Below are 18,191 nucleotides of genomic sequence, written 5' to 3' on the forward strand. Positions count from 1 at the left end.
AGAATTTTGATATTTTTGTGCTTTAAGTAATAGAATAATAATGTTGAAACGAAACGTAATTGTAGTTTTATTTTGTTTGATAAGCACTCTGTGTTTGTCTCAGCCATCGGGTACTTTAACTCATTTTTCTCATGATCTGAAGTTAAGTCAGTCACGTATTCTTGATATACAGCAGGACAAAAAGGGATTTATCTGGCTGGGTACCTTTAATGGACTGATTCGCTATGATGGAATTACTTTTAAGAAATTTAAAGCAGGACAAAACGATTCGATAAATTTATTTTCTAACAGGGTTTCTAAATTTAAATTCGATAAAAACGGACGCATCTGGATTCAGTCTGAAAAAAAAGATATTTATTATTTTGATACACGTAAACTAACTTTTCATTATCCAGCTAACGGAAAAAATGTTTCGGCTAATGATAATGCCTTTGAAAAATTTAAAGTAATGCCTTCTGGCAGAGTATGGCTGTTTCCTGAAAAGAAAGATCAACTGATTATTTTTGAAACAAACAAGAAGACCCAAAAAATCGCTTTAGACCCTTCTAAACACTGTGGCAAAGTTCATGATGTTTTTGAAGATACTTTAGGAACAACCTGGATTTTGACAGACAAAGGTATTTGCAGGTTAAAAAAAAGGAGCGTAGTACCAGAATATTTTTTTATAAATATGAAAGGGCATTCCGGAAAATCATATTCATTTATTTCTTTCATGGAAACCAAAGAGGATATCTGGTTTGGAGGAGCACGCGGGAAACTTACTCGTTTTACTAAAAAATCAAGTACTTTTTTTGATTTCGAGTTAGGGATTAACGATGATATTGTTGGGGAAGAACTGGTAGATGAAAGCAAAGTATTATTAGTAACCAACGGGAATGGCTTTTATTTTTATGATACAAAAACAGGCAAACTGGATACTTATAACAGCAAAACACTGGCTGGATTTCCTGATAAAAACGTTAACTATCTAGGTTCTACGCGTTCACGACAGTTATGGTTTGAAGGATCCGGAGCAGGTGTGTATCAATTTGATTTGGTTACCCGAAAATTAAAACACATGAAAGCTGAGTCAGTTGATCCTGCTACAGCCGGTATCGAACGAAAAAGTTTTCTGCTTAATTCGCCTGATGGAAGTGTATGGATTCAGTCGCATAGCGAACCATTTGCCTATTGGGATGAGAAAAATAATAGATTATCTTCTGTCATTCGATCTATTAAGGAATCCAAAGAAACAGTGTCCGACGTAATGCATACGGCAATGTTTGACAAATTAGGAAATCTTTGGTTTTGTTCCTTTAAACAGGGGTTGGACCTGATTACTTTTAGCAACAGTAATTTTTCAGCACTAAATCTGGGTGCATCAAACAACGGACATAAACATAACATTCGTAGTTTAATGACGGATAAAAGGGGTAATATCTGGGCTGCCAGCCGTACTGAAAAAATTACAGTTTTTGACTCCAAAAAAAAGAAAATAGGGATTATGGGTTCAGATGGGAGATTGTCTGAATCAGGTCCGGGATGGGGAGCAGACATTTACAGCATGATGCAGGATACCAAAGGCAGAGTGTGGATTGGCACACGTGGAAACGGATTATTTTGCCTAACTCAGACGGGAACTTCTTTTAACTATAAAGTAACACATTATAAATATGATGAAAATAATAAATACAGCATAAGTTCAAATGATATTTATAAAATTTTTCAGGCATCATCCGGTCAGATTTATATAGCTACCTGGGGTGGAGGAATCAGTCTCATCCGCCAATCAAATAATGAATTGCGTTTTATTAGCCATAGAAACGAACTAAAAAATTTCCCCATAACAACTGCTGATAAGGTTCGTTCTATAGTTGAAAATAAAAAGCATGAATTGTTTTTTATTTCATCCCATAAATTATTTTCTTTTTCAGGAGAAAATAAACCGGCAGAGAAATTACAGTTTAAAGAATATCCGCAGGTTTCCGGCAATGATATTTTAGATGTCCTGATAACACATGATAATAAGGTAGCACTTGCAACCAACGGAAATGGCTTAATTTTGATTGAAACAGATAAAGATGAAAAATTAAATGTAAAATCAGTAGGAAACGAGACTATTGCATTTCCTTTGGAAGGAGCGGGAGGGATACAGGAGGATAAATCAGGGAAAATTTGGCTAATGGGTGATAATCAGGTGGTTCGGTTTGATCCAAAAAAGAATACTGCTGAAACATTTCCGGAGTTGAAATCTCTTATTGGATCCGAAATCTTTTCAGAAGCTACAAAATGTCAGCTTCCGAACGGTGAAATCCTGTTGGGTTACTCCAATGGTGTCATTTATTTTAAACCTGAAGGCATTACACCTTTCAAATTCAACCCCTATTTATCAATATCCGAGTTTTTAGTAAATAATAAAGAACTACATGAAATAAATCCGGACACTCCTATAAATCCGGATTTGCTCACAGAAGTTACACTTCAACATGACCAGAATTTTTTCAGGATTCAGTTTTCAGCCTTAGACTATCTTAAAAATGAAGGTATTGTCTATCGCTACAAACTGGAAGGAATTGATAAGGAATGGAACTATCATAAAGGAGGACAGTCAATTAATTATACCAATTTGGGAAGAGGTACTTATACGCTTTTGGTATCTTCTACAAATGGCCACAATTTATGGGCAGATAATCAGAGGAAAATTAAAATTACAATTCGACCTTCTATTTGGGGAACTAATTTGGCTTACATAATTTATCTGCTATTAGCAATTGGGTTGTTTATCCTGATCAACCGAGCGATTTTAACCATCTTAAAATTGCGTAATGATGTAAAGCTGCAAAAGCAAATGGGCGAATTGAAACTGAAATTTTTTACTGATATTTCGCATGAAATCAGGACTCCTCTTACCATGATTACAGCGCCTTTAGAGATGATGCTTTCAGATGATGAAATAAAAGACTCGGTGAAAGGACAACTTCGGGTTATTGAAAAAAACAGTAATAAGCTGTTGAATCTGGTAAATCAAATTTTGGATTTAAGAAGAATTCAGGACAGAAAACTGGTGGTGAGTGAAATAAATTTAGGTGAGTTTGCGACTAAAATGTGTGGGAATTTCAGTGAAATGAGCCTGCAGCGTAATATTGATCTAAAATTAAATGTGAATGCTTTAACTCCATTTGTGTGGGCTGATCCCGATAGTCTTGATAAAATTTTGGTGAACCTGCTTTCAAATGCTTTTAAATATTGTAATAAAGGAGATACGATTGAGGTACTTGTTGAAGAATCTGAAAAACATGTTTGTCTAAAGGTGGCAGATAACGGTCCGGGTATTAATCCACTGCTTCAAAAAAGATTATTTATTCGTTTTTCAAACTATAATGAAAATCCGCATAATCCAAGCACTGGAATTGGTCTTTCTATTGTGAAAGATCTTACAGACAAACATGGTGCAGATATATCAGTTGAAAGTACACCAGGGAAAGGAAGCTGTTTTCAGATTAACTTTTTAAAAGGATATAAACACTTCACAAATGATGTTGATATTTTACTTGAGGAAACCGAGGATACTATATTGAATGACAATGTGATGATTGAAATTGATCCCGATTCAATACAATTTGAAGAAGAAGTTAGAGAAATGCCGGTAGGATTAGTTGTAGAAGATGATCCTGAATTGAGAACATTTATTGTTTCTGTTTTAGAAAAAGAATATACTATTTATACGGCTGAAAACGGATCTGAAGGCTATTTAAAAGCGAAAGAATTATCTCCTGACTTTATTATCAGCGATATTATGATGCCGGAAATGGATGGTATTGAAATGCTTAAATCAATTCGGGAGAGTTTTGCAATCAGTCATGTTCCGGTAATTTTACTTAGTGCAAAATCATCCATAGAAAGTAAACTGGAAGGAATGGAATATGGGGCAGATGATTATATTACCAAACCTTTTAATGTGAGTTTTTTAAAAGCAAGGGTAAAAAATGTTTTGGAACAGCGTATGCGTCTTCAACGTTTGTATTCGACAGGTAATATTGCAGAAATTTCAGAGGAGGAGCCATTACAAATTTCCAATAAGGATAATAAATTCATGGTTCAGGTTATTAATCTCGTAAAAGAAAATATGTCTAATTCAGACTTTTCAGTGGACGAATTAGGAAAATTAATGAACATGTCTCGTGCCAGTTTCTTTAATAAACTTAAAAATATAACCGGCGTTTCACCTGTTGTATTCATTCGTGATATGAGATTAAACGAAGCTGCGGAACTCATTAAAAACGAAGACTTGTTAATAAAGGAGATTTGTTTTGAAGTAGGTTTTAACGACCTGAAATATTTTGGAAAGTGTTTCAGAGCAAAATTTAATCATACACCAGCTGAATATAGACGCCAGTATCGCTAATAAAAATTTCAAAATCGAAGACAACTGTCATCCTGAGCGAAGTCGAAGGCTCGTTTAATTCTATTTTTGTTTGTGCTAACTTATAGGAGCGGAGCTTCGACTCCGCTCAGCCTGACATGAACACAGATTTTGTAACTAATACAACTGTCACCCTGAGCGGAGTCGAAGGCTAGTTTAGTACTATTTTTTCGGAATATAGTTTTCATGAGTTGTTTCATTTAAACATTTTGAAAGTTTTTTCAATTCTTCCCATTTATCATTTATTATAGCTTCTTTCTTTTTTCTACTCCATCCTTTTACTTGTTTTTCAAACGAGATAGCTTGATTTACTTCATTGAATTCAGTACAAAAACACTAATTCTAATGGATGCTTATCAAAAGTTTTATTTAATCCTAAATTATGTTCGTTTAACCTTCGCACTATATTATTTGTCATTCCGGTATAATAGTTATTGTCAGAACATATTAAGATGTATACATAATACTGCTTCATTTAAAAGAGTTTTTTTAAAATTATTGACTTAGTTAAAGTAAGAAAAATAGCTAATTGTATTTCTTTTATTGATCAAAACCTATGTGTGCCAATTTTAATGGGCTTCGACTCCGCTCAGCCTGACAGCGAGACAAACTTTTTTATTTAAATCGAGTATAATTCCTTAGCCGAGTCGAAGGCTTAACAACGCAAAATGGCTTCGAATCCGCTAAGCCTGAAAATAGTATGTAAGCTTTCATTAAATAAATATGTTTTTATTTCTTTCTATTTTTTTACACTCTGTAAAAAATATCTTAATTAATTATCAAATTACCAGTTAAAACCACCTGAATTAGCGATTTCACCCTCCTTGAAAAGCAATATTTACACCTGTTTAAGATTCACTATATCTAGTTTTGCTCCATAAACCAAAAGTTTTTAACTATTTCTTAACTAACTATTAAAACCAAGCTTATGAAACAAACTCACATTTTTAATCTATTATGTATGGCTGTACAAAAAGTCTCTTGTACACACCATAAGGTAAACAGTTTTCATTTTTAAATTATATGAATATGAAAAACCTGAAGAACCTTATACTAGGAACAGGATTACTTCTTTTTCTGATAACTTCCTGCTCCAGTGATGAAATGAAATATGAACCTTCAGTTGTGAAAGATTATGCGCTTCAATTGAATGGAAATCCATGGAATATCAATGTAGGTATTTCAACAAGACCTATTTTTATTTATAAAGAAAACGGTGATTATTTTGGCAACTACAGTTCGCTTTATCGTTTTGCTCTTGAGAAAGGAAGCTACAAATTTATCGCAACTGATATTCCGGCAGAAATGGTTCCGTTACCGGTTAATCTGAATGATTTTGTTGTTCCGCAATCAATTAATGCAGATCAAAAGGTAAATCTATCAGCTCCTGTTCCATATCAGACTCCGTTTGAAGAACAACTTACTCTAAACATTCTTACCAGAACGGGCACATTGCGTTTAAAGTCAAAAGACATTGTAGCGGATCCAAGCTATGCTGTTATAAAAACTACAGTTTCTGTAAAACGCAACGGATATAAAGTTTCTGATGAAACATTTATAAAAGGAGATATGACGGTTTCCAGATCTAAGAAAACGACCACAGGAGGAATTAACTACTTAGACGATTTTATTGTATTTCAGACAGATGAAGCAGCAAATAATGTTACTATTCGTATAGAGTTTATGACTGCCGATCTGGTTGTGGTAAAAACAAAAGAAATTGAAGGCTCTTTTCCAATTTTAGGAAACGGGGTTACTAACATCGATTTTAATCTAAATGATGCGGATACACCAATCATTAAAGATTATGTAGTAACTATTAATGGAGTTGTACAGACAAAATAAAGAAAATCCAATGATGAACAGATTTAAAAGCAAATCTAAATCAAAATAAATATAGTAGTTATGATGATAAAAAAACATATCATGAGCACGTTAATCGTCTTGTTCTTTGCGATTGGCAGTTATGCTCAGGAAACTGTGACGGGAGTGGTGAGAGATAAAATGGGCTCTATTCCCGGCGCAACAATTATTGTAAAGAATGAAAAATCAAATACCACCAGTGATTTTGACGGAAAATTTTCCATCAAAGTAAACAATCCGAAAACAGCTGTTTTGGTTGTTAAGTTTATTGGTATGGAAGATATTAGTGTCCCTTTAAATGGACGTACTTCCGGAGTTAACATCGAGATGAAAGAATCGACCAGTGAATTGAATGAGGTAGTCGTAATTGGTTACGGTACACAAAAACGTGCAAACCTGACAGGTGCTGTTTCCAGTATAAAAGGGACAGTATTAGAAAAAGTTCCAACCAGTTCTGTAGCGGAAGCCTTGGTGGGTAGATTACCGGGTGTTCAGATTACTTCAGCTGATGGTTCTCCGGGTTCTGAAATCATGATACGGGTTCGTGGAGGAGGTTCTATTACTCAGGACAATGCACCTTTAATCCTGGTTGATGGGTTTGAAGTTGCTACATTAAATGATATTCCGCCAACAGATGTAGAATCGGTAGAAGTATTAAAAGATGCAGCATCAACAGCTATATATGGTGCGCGTGGTGCTAACGGGGTTATTTTAGTAACTACCAAAAATCCCAAAGTGGGCAGGGTTTCTGTAAATATAAACAGTTATATACAAATGAAAACCTTAGCAAACCGTCTGGATGTAATGGATCCGTATGAATTTGTTATGATGCAGTATGAGAAAGAAAGAGAGAAAACCTCAAATCCGACGGCTTTTTACAATCGTTACGGGCAGGCCAATGAAATGTATATTTACAAAGGAGATAAAGGAGTAGACTGGCAGGACGAAATTTTTGGTACAAACCCAATTACCAAATACCTTGACTTTAGTATAAATGGAGGGAATGAAAAAACCAAGTTTAAGTTTGCAGTAACCAATCAGGATCAGCCAGGGATATTAGTAGGAAGCGGTTTAAAGCAAACTAATATGAACCTGACACTTAATACAAAACTGTCTGATAAATTTACTTTTGAATTCCAGTCTCGTTTTATAAATCAGGAAATTGATGGAAATGGTACTGAAGGAGTTAATTTGCTTGATGCGTTACGTCAGGCACCAACACTTGGTTTGCAGGATTATATGACATTACCGGAAGATGATACTTATTTTGATCCGGAAGATTATTTACCTGTTACACGTTTCAATCCAATACAGGAAGCTGAAAGAAATTATCGTGATCGTACTAAACGTACATTTAATACAGTTGGGGCATTAACCTGGAATATAATGAAAGGTTTAAGTTTTCGCAGTTCCTTCGGTTTTGAATACCAGTATGAAGAAGACGGTCGTTTTTGGGGGCTTAAAACAAGCAGAGCAAACGAGAATGGAGGGTTGCCTGTAGTGGGGTGGCAAATGACTCAGAGCCCTCGGACACAATTGAATAATGTGCTTAATTATAACTTCAAAATCAATACAGTTCATGATTTTCAGGTTATGGCAGGTCAGGAAATGAAGGATCAGAGAAGTGCTAGTAAGACGTATTACACAGGCTATTTTCCTGAAAATATAACAGCAGAGAAAGCATTAGATAATCTTGCCTTGGGAAAAGGTTTTAATAACTCGTCAAAAGAAGGTTCTCCTAATAAAATTTCATCCTTCTTTGGTCGTGTAAATTATGGTTATGATGACAGGTATCTTGCAACATTTACGATCCGTGCGGATGGTTCGACCAAGTTTGGTCCTGAAAATCGCTGGGGATTCTTTCCGGCAGGAGCATTTGCCTGGAGAATATCAAATGAAAAATTCTTAAAAGAGAGTACAACCGTTTCAAATTTGAAATTACGTTTGAGTTACGGAGTTTCGGGTAATGACCGAATTGATGGCGATTTGTACGCAAAATATTATGGTGTTTCACAAGACAGATCTGTAGGTTGGGATGAGCAAAGTCATTACTACTATAACTTTTATAATCCTACTGGAAAGAATATCACATATTTAAACAATCCTAATGTAAAATGGGAAACAACTTACACAGCCAATATAGGTGTTGATTTCGGATTTTTTAAAGAACGTCTTACCGGTAATATCGAATTTTACCAAAATACGGTAAAAGATTTGTTAGTGCCTTCTGATATTCCGGGGTCTTCAGGTTTTAGTAAAATCATGACCAATGTGGGGCAGACATCTAACAAAGGAGTCGAATTTGCAATTAATGCTAATGTCATTCAGCAAAAAGATTTTCAACTGAATTTAAATTTCAATATTGGATATAACAAGAACAGAATTGACGCGCTTTCAACCGGAGAGAATGAATGGATTCTTAGTTCAGCATGGGCAGGTACGCAATTGTTAAATGATGATGATTACCGTGCTTATGTAGGCGGTACAAAAGGTTTGATTTACGGTTTTGTTAATGATGGCTTTTATACCATGGATGATTTCGAGTCATTTGATGCAGGTACTAAAACATGGAAATTAAAAGAAGGTGTTGCGAATTCAAAAAACTTGTCAGGTGATCCGCGTCCGGGAAATGCTAAATTTAAAAAGCTGACACCTGTTGACCCTTCAGATTCAAATACGTATGTAATTGGTGCAAACGACAGAAAAGTTATTGGTGATACAAACCCAAAATATTCAGGAGGTTTTGGACTAAATGCAGTTTGGAAAAATTTTGATTTCAATACTTTCTTCAATTTTGTATCCGGGTTTGATGTTTTCAACGCAAACAAGGTCATGTTGAGTTCAATGTATCAAAACAACCAAAACAACTTAGGAATGGAAGTAGGACTGGAAAACCGTTGGAGAAACTTTGATGATATGGGGAACGATCTCCGTTATTCACCGGCACTTTTAGCCGATTTCAATAAAAATGCAACGATGTGGAACCCAACATCAATTGGTCGTCCTATTGCTTCGTCTTATGCTGTTGAAGATGGTTCTTTTTTACGATTAAGTACACTTTCTATAGGATATACAATTCCGATAGATATCACAAAGAAATTAATATTTAACAAAGTCCGCTTGTATGTAACTGGTACTAATTTGTACGTGTGGACCAATTATTCAGGCTATGATCCGGAAGTTAATCTGTCAACTGGATTAACACCTAACATTGATAACAATGCGTATCCACGAACAAGGAATTACACTTTTGGAGCTCAGTTATCCTTTTAATTAAATAAAAATTTAAAATCATGAATAAAAAGATATTATTGAGTGCACTATTTAGTTTCGCTCTGTGTTTTACAGCCTGCGATGATTATCTGGACGTACATCCGGCAACCGGATTTACAGAAGCTGAAGTTTTTAGTTCTGAAAGTGAAGTACAATCGGCACTTGCAGGGGTATATACACTTATGCTGACAGACGATGCATATTCTAATCGTCTTGCCTTTGTTTTTAATCCAAATACAGATGTAGAGATGGCAGCGGTGAATACTACTGCGGTTAATGTTAACGGTTCTGACATTGCATGTTATGAGCCTAAACCGTATTGGACAACGCTGAATTCTACATGGAATACCATGTACAAGATTATCAATAACGCTAATGATGTTATTGCAGGAATTGAAGGTTCTGATCTTTATAAAACAGCCAGCAAAACTGAACCTTCAAAAATTACGCAGATGTACGGAGAGGCTAAAACAATCCGTGCCATGATATATTTAGATATGATCCGAATTTGGGGGGATGTTATTTTTCGTACAAAATCATCAACCGGTGATGAGGATTTTAGAGTAGGAGTTACTGACAGAAATAAAATTCTCGAATTTTTAATAGACGATTTAAAATCGGTAGAGCCATTAATGCAATATGCAAGTGTAGTAGAGTATGGTACAGAGCGTGCCACAAGAAGTTTTAACCAGGGTTTGATTGGTTTACTTGCCCTAACCCGTGGGGGATGGACTTTACGCCCGGATAGCGATCCGTCTAGTATTGGACACATGGTCCGTGGAGAAAATCATGAATTGTATTACGATATTGCCATCCAGTATTTAGGAAAAGTAATTAATGAAGGGCAGCATGACCTGAAATTAAGCTACCGTGATTTTTGGATTACCCAGAACAAGCTGGTAACTCCGGATAATGATGATGTAATGTTTTCATTACCATTATTAAAATCTGTTTCAGGTGAATATGGTTATGCTATTGGTATTCCAATTGTAGAAGGAAGTCACAATTATGGAAGCGCTTCCGGAAGTCTTAATTTAGCAGGAACCTATTTGTTCTCGTTTGACAGTAAAGATTTGAGACGTGATATTACCTGTGCACCTTATTCGTATGATGCAACTTTGAAACAGGTAATTCGTCTGGATTTAGCTAAACTGGCTGTTGGAAAATGGTCAAAACTTTATGGAGACCCACAAGGAAGTACAAGTCAGAAAGGAACCGGTGTCAACTATTCATGGATGCGATTTGCAGATGTACTATTGATGTATGCAGAAGCTGTAAACGAACGATTTGGTCCTCGTCAGGATGCTCAGGAAGCTTTAAAAAGAGTACGCCGCAGAGCATTCAGTCCGGCGGACTGGGCCACAAAAGTAGATAGCTATGTTTCTTCAAAATCAAATCCGGATCTGTTTTTTCAGGCAATTATGGATGAACGTGCCTGGGAACTTGGTGGAGAAAGCAAGCGTAAATTTGACTTAGCCCGCTGGAATAAATACAGCGAGGTAATTTATAATCAATACAACAAATTTGTGAACTGGGGTAAAGTAGCCAATGGCGCTTATGTTCCGGGTGTAGACAATGTCCCGGGAAGTGTGTATTGGAAAGAGATTCCGAATCCGGACGCTAATAACCCAAGTAAAACAATTTTAGATATCAAAGGAATTGATCCGGTTTTACAAGCAAAACCTGCAGGTTATACAGAAACGGTTTTTGCAACAAAATGGTATGCCTTAAATAACGATACTCAGGCTTATGAGCCAAACAACGATGTGAAGTGGAGTTTTAGAGGTTTCATAAATTTCAATAACGCTTCAAGTGTGTCTCCTACTGCTCCATTACGTTATTTATGCCCTTATCCGGCTAAAGTGATTTCGGATCATCGCGGGGCTATTCAGAATTATTATGGTTTTAACTATTAAATTGAATTACATATGAAAAATTCAAAAAGAGCTATTTATATTTTATCATTCCTCAGCATGATTTTGCTTGGAGGAATGTTAAACTCCTGCCAGCAGGACGAATTTGCTTACGCAAAGGTCGGAGATTTGTTTCAGCCTAAGTTTGTACTGACTGCACCTGTAGTTAAAAGTAATTCTATTGCAGTAGTATGGTACAAAGTAAACGATGCTGTTTCCTATACGGTAGAATTGCATTTGGATAATTACTACTCCAGTCTGTTCAAGTCGTATACGATTACAGATACACAAATTTTAATGGATGATATTCCGTATAAAACGCAGTTCTATATTAGGGTTCGTGCGAATAGCGATAACCCTCAGTTTAATTCGCAATGGGCCTATACAAATGCTTTAACAGAAGAGCGTCCGACGTATGCCCATATATTACAGCCTGTTGAGAAGGTAAATATTACTGAAACTGAAGTTACTGTAAGCTGGACAGTAGATGCGGCAAACCCAGTAGACAGTATTTCTGTTGCACCGGCACAGTCTAAGGAAATTCCGGCTGTAGGACGTAAATTGACACCGTCAGAAATAAGTCTTGGGCAGGCTAAAATTGAAGGTCTTGAAAAAAGTACAGCCTACAATGTAAATGTTTACGACAATAATAAGCCACGTGTTTATGACAGACCATACAATCAGGTTAGTTTTCGTTCGGCAGGACCATCACCAGGACAGATTTTGGTTATGAAAGGGGATGATTTAGATGCATTGTTGAAAAAAAACAATACTGACGCAACAATTCCGGAAGGAACAGAATACTTCCTGGAAGCAGGTTCGTTATTTAAGATTACGCCATTTACGATTTCAAAAGGTTTTAAACTTACTGGTGGTACACAGGGAGCTAAGCCTCAAATTGAGATGAACGGAAACTGGAATATTACCGAAGGATCATTTTTAACCTCATTAGCGTTTGAAAACATTCGTTTTTATCAGACAATTGATGCCAGTTACTTCTTCAACAGTGGAACTTCATGGACAATTGGAGAAGTTTCAATCTACAACTGTGATTTCAATAATTTTAAACGCGGTTTCTGGAGACATCAGGGAAGCGGAAAATACAAAGAAGTAGGAAATTTTGAAATGACATATTGTACTTTGGATGAAGTAGGAGGTCATTCCGGAACCTATGGTACCTTTGTTCTCGGTTCTGCCGGAGCAGACAATTTTAAAAGAGCAGTTTTCAACAATTGTACTTTCATGAGAGACTATTATGGCACAACCAATAATGCATACAACTTTAAAAATCTGTTCGATTATGGTACGTCTACTTATCCAATTTATTTAGAATACAGCAACATAACGATTTATGATTATGCTTATAATCGTTCCTTAATTAATATGCCGGCAGCCGTAGGATCTACGTTAGTTTTCAAAAATGTATTATTAGCATCTGCTTGTGGTAAAATAATTCAGGCAATTGCCGCAGGTAGTACAGCTACATATAGCAATAATTACACTACTACAAATTATTTGCTGGGACCTGCGAGTATTCAGGGTACCGCATTAGGAATAAGTGCATTAGACTTATTCGTGAATCCAAAAGCAGGTGATTTAACAATTAAAGATGCCAATTCCCCTATCGTTACCAACAAGGTAGGAGATACCAGATGGCTTCCTAAATAAATATTGTTGGTTAATTGTTTAGTTAAAAAAGGAGTATCCTAACCCCGGATACTCCTTTTCCTACCATGTTTTTTCTACCACTGACGCCTCAGACAATTTAGTCTGGAGATAATCAGTACCAATTATTATATGAATGTTTTTAGTAAAAACATGTTGATTAAATACTTTTTAAAATGAAATTAAAACAATTATTGCTGTCCCTAAGTTTGACAGTTTGTACAATGGGAGCGAATGCTCAGGTTTGGAATGCCGATTTAGGAAACGGAAAGTACAAGAACCCAATTTTACATGTTGACTACTCCGATCCGGATGTATGTGCAGGTAAAGATGGGTATTATATGACCGCTTCAAGCTTTAACAGTTCTCCGGGACTTCCAATTCTGCATTCAAATGACCTCGTCAACTGGGAAATAATTGGATATGCATTACAAAATCAGTTTCCTTTAGAACATTATCGAACCGTTAGGCATGGCGATGGGGTTTGGGCTCCTTCAATCCGTTATTATAATGGTGAATATTATATTTATTGGGGCGATCCTGACTTTGGAATCTATATGGTTAAAACCAAAGACCCTGCTGGTACTTGGGACGAGCCAGTATTAGTAAAAGAAGCAAAAGGAATTATTGATACCTGCCCGTTTTGGGATGAAGACGGAAAAGCCTATCTGTCTTATGCTTTTGCAGGCAGTCGCGCCAATGTAAAGACTGTTTTAATGATATCCGAAATGAACCCGGATGGTACTAAACTAATCGGAAATCCGTCAATGGTTTTTGACGGACATAATGGTCACACTACCGTCGAAGGATCCAAAATGTACAAGCGTGACGGTTACTATTGGGTTATGGCTCCTGCCGGGGGTGTAAAACCGGGCTGGCAACTAGCTATGCGTTCTAAAAACGTTTGGGGACCTTATGAATCTAAAATTGTTTTGCATCAGGGTAATACCGCTATGAACGGACCGCATCAGGGAGGATATATTGAAACGCCAAACGGAGACGGATGGTTCATCCATTTTCAGGATCGTTGGGCTTATGGACGTATCGTAAACCTGCAACCTGTTACGTGGAAAAACGGCTGGCCAATTATGGGAAAAGACACCAATAATGATGGTATTGGAGAACCGGTTATGGAATGGACAAAACCTAATGTAGGGAAAAATTATCCTGCAACACCTCAAGTTTGTTCTGATGAATTTAATGGTCACCAATTTGGATTGCAGTGGCAATGGCAGGCAAATCAAAATCCGGCAAAACACTGGGGCTGGTCATCGGCTAATCTTGGGTTTATGCGTTTGAACTGTATTCCTCGTGATGAAAACGTCAAAACGCTGTGGATGATGCCTAATCTCCTATTGCAAAAATTTCCTGCTCCGGATTTCACCGCTACGGCAAAACTTACTTTTGAAGTAAATCCAGAGGCAAAAGAATGCGGAACTGGTCTTGTCATTTTTGGTGAAGATTATGCATACATCGCTATCGAGCAGGATGCTGCAGGTAAACTGAAACTGGTTCAGCGTTTAATAAAAAATGCCCGCACATCAAAAGATGTTGAAACCGAAGCAGCCTCAGTTGCTATCGATCAAAAAGCGGTTTATTTAAGAGCTAAGGTTGAAATGGTACAAAACAAAGAACCTTTTGATTCAAAAGTTACTTTTTATTACAGTACAGATGGAAAAACTTTCAAAGCTTTTGGAAAACCTTTCAAACCTGCTGCCGGACGCTGGGTAGGAGCAAAAATTGGATTGTTTGCAACAGGAACAAAATCCGTTAATGACAGCAGTTATGCAGATTATGATTGGTTTAGAGTAGAAGAAAATAAGTAATATAAAAATAAAAAGTTGTCAGGCTGAGCGGAGTAGAAGCCCTTTCCGTTTAAAACTCTTCGACTTAGTTTATCCTGAGCGAAGCCGAATGGGCTCAGGATGACATTGATTTCTAAAAGTATAAATATACTTTACTCAAATAAAATATGATACGTAAAATCAAATATTGTGTTCTCTCTTTGGTAGTTTTCCATTTGGTTTCATTTGCACAATCAAAACCAAAGGACAATCAAATTTCTCCAATTGAGTGGGCGAAGAAAATGGCAGATTCTGACCAGAAACGGGTTCCAAATCCGGTATTCCTGGATGGGGTAAAATATCCCAAATGGAATTACACCAACGGTCTGGTAGCACTTGCTAATCAGGAATTGTATTATTATACCAAAGAACAAAAATACTGGGAGTACGGCCTGAGTTATGCCGATCAGCTGATTGATAAAGACGGTAAAATTCTGGGTGGTTACGAACTCGAAAAGTACAGTCTGGATTTAATAAACTCCGGAAAAATACTTTTTGAAATTTATAAAAAAACAAAGGAAGAACGATACAAAACAGCCATGGATGTACTCCACAAACAGTTGGAGGGTCATCCAAGAAACTCTGATGGTGGCTATTGGCACAAAAAAAGTTATCCATGGCAGATGTGGCTGGATGGCGTTTATATGGCAGACCCCTTTTCTGCTCAATATGGAGCGGTTTTTAATGTTCCGAAAGCTATTGATGATGCTATTTTGCAGGCAGAACTAATTCAAAAACACACTTTCGATTCAAAAACCGGACTGAATTTTCATGGTTATGACGAAAAGAAGGAACAGTTCTGGGCCAATAAAGAAACAGGACGTTCCTCACATATATGGGGACGTGCGCAAGGCTGGTATTGTATGGCTTTGGTAGATATTTTAGATTTTGTCCCGGCTAATCATCCTAAGCGAAAAGAGTTGATAAAGATTGTCCAAAAAGTATTCACAGCAGTTCTCAAAGCTCAGGAAAAAGATTCAGGAGTCTGGTGGCAGGTAATGGATCAGCCTGAAAGAAAAGGCAATTATCTTGAATCTACCTGCTCGACTATGTTTGTTTATTCTTTTGCGAAAGCCTATAGAAAAGGATATGTAGGAACTAAGTTTCTAAAGTCTGCCAGAATCGGTTTTAACGGAATTCTGAAGCAATTCATAAAAGATAATCCGGATGGAACAATTTCTATTGCAAAATGCTGTGCCGTTGCAGGATTAGGAGGGAAAAATCCCCAGGACCGTGATGGATCATTCGAATATTATATTTCAGAACCTATCAGAGATGATGATGCGAAAGCTGTTGGTCCGTTTATTATGGCGGGTGTCGAATTGCAAATGATTTTGGATAATAAATAGTTTTAAAACAATTAATTATGATAAAAAATAAAATCCTGATTTTAGGAGTTCTGTTCTCTGCTATTTTTAGCAGTAACACTACCATGGCTCAAAATGCTAAAACACAAAGCAATTTATCAGAGAATAATCTTCCTTTCAATATGCCAAAAGTACAGATCCCGGTATTTAAGGCAGATACTTTGAATATTGCAGATTTTGGAGCTGTACCAAATTCTGAAAAATTAGCTACAAAAGCAATTAATGAAGCCATCAAAAAATGTTCCGGGTCGGGCGGGGGAGTAGTCGTTATTCCTTCCGGTATGTGGACAACCGGTCCTATTTATATGAAAAGCAATGTGAATCTGCATGCAAAAAATGGTGCTTATATTTTGTTTACAAGCGATTTAGACCAATACCAATTGATTCAATCCTATTTTGAAGGTAATAAGGTTATGCGATGTGAATCTCCTATTATGGGAGTTGACTTAGAAAATGTCGCTATTACCGGAGAAGGAATATTTGATGGAAATGGCTCAAAATGGAGACCTGTGAAAATCAGTAAGATGAGTGAAGGGCAATGGAAAGAACTCGTGAATTCAGGCGGAGTACTTTCTAAAGACCGTAAAACATGGTACCCTTCAGAAGAGGCTCTTGTCGGAAATGAACAAAAAGAAAAGCTTCCGAAAACACCAACGGTTGAAAACATGAAACCTTACAAACAGGCGCTTCGTCCGGTAATGGTAAGCTTTGTGAATTGCAAAAAACTGCTGCTGGACGGTGTCACTTTTCAGAATTCACCTGCGTGGAATGTGAATCCGCTGATGTGTGAAAACGTGACTTTAAGCAATCTGAACATTCGAAATCCATGGTATTCCCAAAACGGTGACGGACTTGATCTCGAATCCTGCCGAATCGGTACGGTAACCAATTGTCGTTTTGATGTTGGGGATGATGCAATCTGCATAAAATCAGGAAAAGATGAAGAAGGACGCAAACGCGGCAAACCAACAGAATTATTTGTCATTACCAACTGTGTCGTTTATCACGCTCATGGCGGATTTGTAATTGGCAGTGAAATGTCTGGCGGGGTACGAAATTTATTTGTCAAAAATCTAACATTTATTGGCACTGATTGTGGATTGCGTTTCAAATCAACCCGCGGTCGTGGAGGTGTGGTCGAAAATATTTGGGTAGAAGATATCAGAATGACTAATATTCCAACAGAAGCTATTCGTTTCGAGATGTTTTATTTCGATAAATCGGCGACTGAAGACCCTATAACAGGTGAAATGGTGGTGCAAAAGATTCCTGTAGCAGAGACAACACCTGTTTTCAAAAATATGTATTTCAACAATATTTATGTAGACGGAGCTAAACAGGCAGTAAAGATTATGGGAATCCCTGAAATGCCTGTAGAAAACATACAATTCAAAAATATGATTCTCAGATCAGATGCGGGAATTCAGCTAAATTATGCTTCGAATATTCAATTTGATAATGTGGATTTAAAACTCACAAAATCCGGTACCGCAACGAGACTTTTCAGCAGCCAGAATATCAATTTCAAAAAATTTGGCACCACCGGAGAAAATCAGGTGTTTTTAGTGGGCGGAAATTCAACTAAAGATATAAATGTCAATATGTACAACAGAAAATTAAGTGCAAAAGACCTAAAAGTCATGGAATCAATTAAAAATCAGGTTAAAATAATTGATTAATCCTTAGTGATTAGCTCTAAAGTTTAGGAGTATTATAAAATATTAAAGATATCATTTCGAGTGCTTTTGTGTAGAGACAAAAAATGTATCGAAAACTGTTTTGATAGTTTACTGCTTTCGATACAATCCCGTCTTTGGGCGGGATTACTCGAACTGATGAAAATGTATCATCAAATTAATCAAAA

The 18,191-nt window shown here is 36.6% G+C and carries 9 protein-coding genes; 8 read left to right on the top strand and 1 reads right to left on the bottom strand.

Annotated elements, in window-relative coordinates; translation table 11 throughout:
- Positions 1–40: 40 nt before the first annotated feature.
- Positions 41–4,384, top strand: a complete 4,344-nt coding sequence (locus DMB68_RS06075) for a hybrid sensor histidine kinase/response regulator transcription factor (RefSeq protein ID WP_110345732.1) — start codon at positions 41–43, stop codon at positions 4,382–4,384.
- Positions 4,385–4,724: 340 nt separating this feature from the next.
- Here the strand turns inward: DMB68_RS06075 and DMB68_RS23785 are convergent, their stop codons facing one another.
- Positions 4,725–4,877 carry a GIY-YIG nuclease family protein gene (locus DMB68_RS23785; protein ID WP_394335917.1) on the bottom strand — a complete coding sequence of 51 codons (153 nt, stop codon included), beginning with the start codon at positions 4,875–4,877 and terminating at the stop codon, positions 4,725–4,727.
- Between the two features lie 554 nt (positions 4,878–5,431).
- Here DMB68_RS23785 and DMB68_RS06085 point away from each other — a divergent pair.
- From DMB68_RS06085 to DMB68_RS06115, 7 genes are all read left to right on the top strand, one after another.
- Positions 5,432–6,247 carry a hypothetical protein gene (locus DMB68_RS06085; protein ID WP_110345733.1) on the top strand — a complete coding sequence of 272 codons (816 nt, stop codon included), beginning with the start codon at positions 5,432–5,434 and terminating at the stop codon, positions 6,245–6,247.
- A gap of 81 nt (positions 6,248–6,328) precedes the next feature.
- Positions 6,329–9,538, top strand: a complete 3,210-nt coding sequence (locus DMB68_RS06090) for a SusC/RagA family TonB-linked outer membrane protein (RefSeq protein ID WP_231131589.1) — start codon at positions 6,329–6,331, stop codon at positions 9,536–9,538.
- Positions 9,539–9,558: 20 nt separating this feature from the next.
- Positions 9,559–11,454, top strand: a complete 1,896-nt coding sequence (locus DMB68_RS06095) for a RagB/SusD family nutrient uptake outer membrane protein (RefSeq protein ID WP_110345734.1) — start codon at positions 9,559–9,561, stop codon at positions 11,452–11,454.
- Between the two features lie 12 nt (positions 11,455–11,466).
- Positions 11,467–13,119 carry a DUF5123 domain-containing protein gene (locus tag DMB68_RS06100; RefSeq protein WP_110345735.1) on the top strand — a complete coding sequence of 551 codons (1,653 nt, stop codon included), beginning with the start codon at positions 11,467–11,469 and terminating at the stop codon, positions 13,117–13,119.
- A gap of 173 nt (positions 13,120–13,292) precedes the next feature.
- The gene (locus tag DMB68_RS06105; protein WP_110345736.1) at positions 13,293–14,942 is read left to right on the top strand and encodes a glycoside hydrolase family 43 protein; all 1,650 of its coding nucleotides are present in this window, start codon (positions 13,293–13,295) and stop codon (positions 14,940–14,942) included.
- Positions 14,943–15,088: 146 nt separating this feature from the next.
- Complete coding sequence (locus DMB68_RS06110) at positions 15,089–16,309, top strand: glycoside hydrolase family 88/105 protein (RefSeq protein WP_196783683.1); 1,221 nt, start codon at positions 15,089–15,091, stop codon at positions 16,307–16,309.
- A 17-nt stretch (positions 16,310–16,326) separates the two neighbouring features.
- The gene (locus DMB68_RS06115) at positions 16,327–18,006 is read left to right on the top strand and encodes a glycoside hydrolase family 28 protein (RefSeq protein ID WP_110345737.1); all 1,680 of its coding nucleotides are present in this window, start codon (positions 16,327–16,329) and stop codon (positions 18,004–18,006) included.
- The last annotated feature ends 185 nt before the right edge of the window (positions 18,007–18,191 follow it).

Source organism: Flavobacterium hydrophilum, from assembly GCF_003202405.1.
GTDB lineage: Bacteria > Bacteroidota > Bacteroidia > Flavobacteriales > Flavobacteriaceae > Flavobacterium > Flavobacterium hydrophilum.

Coding starts and splice junctions, on each gene's coding strand:
- DMB68_RS06075 (WP_110345732.1), top strand. CDS start 41: ATGTTGAAACGAAACGTAATTGTAGTTTTATTTTGTTTGATAAGCACT.
- DMB68_RS23785 (WP_394335917.1), bottom strand. CDS start 4,877: ATGAAGCAGTATTATGTATACATCTTAATATGTTCTGACAATAACTAT.
- DMB68_RS06085 (WP_110345733.1), top strand. CDS start 5,432: ATGAAAAACCTGAAGAACCTTATACTAGGAACAGGATTACTTCTTTTT.
- DMB68_RS06090 (WP_231131589.1), top strand. CDS start 6,329: ATGAGCACGTTAATCGTCTTGTTCTTTGCGATTGGCAGTTATGCTCAG.
- DMB68_RS06095 (WP_110345734.1), top strand. CDS start 9,559: ATGAATAAAAAGATATTATTGAGTGCACTATTTAGTTTCGCTCTGTGT.
- DMB68_RS06100 (WP_110345735.1), top strand. CDS start 11,467: ATGAAAAATTCAAAAAGAGCTATTTATATTTTATCATTCCTCAGCATG.
- DMB68_RS06105 (WP_110345736.1), top strand. CDS start 13,293: ATGAAATTAAAACAATTATTGCTGTCCCTAAGTTTGACAGTTTGTACA.
- DMB68_RS06110 (WP_196783683.1), top strand. CDS start 15,089: ATGATACGTAAAATCAAATATTGTGTTCTCTCTTTGGTAGTTTTCCAT.
- DMB68_RS06115 (WP_110345737.1), top strand. CDS start 16,327: ATGATAAAAAATAAAATCCTGATTTTAGGAGTTCTGTTCTCTGCTATT.